Source organism: uncultured Subdoligranulum sp., from assembly GCF_937890665.1.
The window spans coordinates 1-2,410 of the sequence record NZ_CALADU010000291.1 but is presented as its reverse complement, the minus strand read 5'-3'; the positions used below and the strand labels follow the sequence as shown (position 1 = coordinate 2,410).

The 2,410-nt window shown below is 53.8% G+C and carries 3 protein-coding genes; all 3 read right to left on the bottom strand.

Annotated features, from left to right (window positions below):
• On the bottom strand, window positions 1-564 hold a 564-nt coding region (locus tag Q0526_RS16745), incomplete at its 3' end, for a Mur ligase family protein (RefSeq protein WP_298736155.1).
• Window positions 565-670: 106 nt separating this feature from the next.
• Window positions 671-1,840: a ribose-phosphate pyrophosphokinase gene (locus tag Q0526_RS16740; RefSeq protein WP_298736153.1), complete on the bottom strand. Its 1,170-nt coding sequence runs from the start codon at window positions 1,838-1,840 to the stop codon at window positions 671-673.
• Between the two features lie 320 nt (window positions 1,841-2,160).
• A partial coding sequence (gene rplQ, locus Q0526_RS16735) for a 50S ribosomal protein L17 (RefSeq protein WP_298736151.1) occupies window positions 2,161-2,410 on the bottom strand: 250 nt, incomplete at its 5' end.

Below are 2,410 nucleotides of genomic sequence, written 5' to 3'. Positions count from 1 at the left end.
CGCCACTTTGGGGCTGCGGCGCATACTGATGAGCTGGAAGCTGGACAGCTCGACTACGGCCACCGCATCCGGTGTTACATCAGCCAACTGGGGCAGCAGGGCAGCGCCAATGTTGCCGCCGAGGAAGACCTTGCGCCCCGCCGCTTCCATCATCTTGGCGATCAGGGTCGTAGTAGTGGTCTTTCCGTCCGAACCGGTAACGGCAATGATCTCGCAGGGGCAGAACTCGAAGAAGAGCTCCACTTCGCTGGTCACCATCGTACCGGCCTTGAGAGCAGCCTGCAGTTCCGGCTTGTAGTATTCATACCCCGGTGTACGCATAATAATGTCCTGACCCGCGAATCCGTCGGTATAGTGTTCGCCAAGGCTCAGGTTCACCTGCAAACGGCGCAGTGTGTCGGCGTATTCTCCGAAGTCTTCGATGGATTTTTTCTGGTCGCACAGCGTGACCTGCGCACCCAGCTCCACAAATTGTTCAATGCAGCGCTTATGGCTGACGCCGGCGCCGATAAAGGCAACTTTCTTGCCGCGGATCAATTCCTGCAACTGTTCCATGGGCAGCATGATGCATCTCTCCCCTGCTGTTGATTTGTATCTTTCTTATTATACTCAAGGACTGGCCCCACTGCAACAAAATCGGCCCGCCTGCGCGGGCCGAAAATGGTATGGCTTATTCCTGACCGCCCATGGGGATACCGTGTTTATCCAACAGAGCACGGATCTTGGTCATCGGGTCGATAATGCTGGAAACGCTCTTATCATGGTTGATGGCGGAAATGAAGTAGGCGGTGTACTTGGAAACGTCTACATCATAGTACCACTCACGCTCCAGCAGTTCGGGTTTGCGGTAGGTCAGGTTGGTGCCCAACACAGCCTTGAGAATGCCGTCGTTGTAAGCCTTGTCGAACTTCTCCAGACCGGCAGTGAAGAGCGGGAAGGTCGCGCAGGTGAAGATGTTGCGGGCACCGCGCATCTTCAGCTCGTAGGCAATGTCCAGCATGGACTCACCGGAGGCGATGATATCGTCGGCGATGAAAACATCCTTGTCCTTGACGCTCTCGCCCAGATATTCATGGGCCACGATGGGGTTGCGGCCATTGACCACACGGCTGTAATCCCGGCGCTTGTAGAACATACCAAGGTTGCAGCCCAACACGCTGGAATAGTACATGTTGCGGTTCATGGCACCCTCATCGGGAGAAACGATCATGAATTGATCCTTATGGAAGCTCACATCGGGCACATGGTGCAGCAGGCACTTGAGCACCTGATAGGTGGGCATAACGTTGTCAAAGCTCATGGTGGGCACAGCGTTCATAACCCGGGGGTCATGGGCATCAAAGGTGATGATGTTCTTGACACCCACCGAGCGAAGCTGCTGCAGGGAGAAAGCGCAGTCCAGACTCTCGCGGCTGACGCGGCGATGCTGACGGCCGCCGTACAGGCTGGGCATGATGACGCTGATGCGGTGGGCACGGCCCGAAACCGCCTGAATCAGACGCATCAGGTTCTGGAAGTGGTCGTCGGGAGAGAGATGATTCTCATACCCAAACAACTGATAGGTAACACTGTAATTGCCCGGATCCACAAAAATGAACAGGTCATCGCCACGGGTAGAGGCCTTCACCAGACCTTTGGCGTCACCGGACTGAAAACGCGGGCAATCCGAAGGAATAATGAACGACTCGACGTCCATGCCGACCTCCTGCGCCCAGCGGACCAAATGTCCGTCCACCAGTTTGCAGAGTTCTTCGGCACCGGGACAAGCGATCAGTCCCAAATCAGCGATTGCATCCTCTTTGGCAAAGAAATCGCGCGGGCCAAGATTTTGTTCAGCCATACGTGTTTGCTCCTTACTTCCATTCTATAATTCGTAACAATAAGTTCCAATGGGCACACAACCCCATTTATTAGTATTGTAGCACACAGACGGGATAAAATCAGCCCTATGACGCAAGTTTTTCGTCATTTTTCGCATTTTCTGCGTTTTAAATATGAATACTTCGACCGCCTGTGACATTTTCTGTCGGATTTTACAAAAAATTTTCATTTTCCGTAAATTCCCGATTTGTAGCAGTCCGATGCCATGGATAGTTACGAAATAAGAGCAAAAAAACAGCGCTTGCCTTGCGGCAAGCGCTGTTTTGTAGATCCAGTCGATTAGACCAGCTCGATGATCGCCATCTCGGCGGCATCGCCGCGGCGGGGGCCGATCTTGTAGATACGGGTATAACCGCCGTTACGGTCGGCATACTTGGGGCCGTACTCATCGATGACCTTCTTGGCGATATCCTCCTTGGTGATGTAGGAGAAAACCTGACGCTTCGCGTGCAGATCTTCCTGCTTGCCAAGGGTGACCATCTTCTCCGCCATGGAACGAACTTCCTTGGCGCGGGTAACGGTGGTCTCG

Coding starts and splice junctions, on each gene's coding strand:
- Q0526_RS16740 (WP_298736153.1), bottom strand. CDS start 1,840: ATGGCTGAACAAAATCTTGGCCCGCGCGATTTCTTTGCCAAAGAGGAT.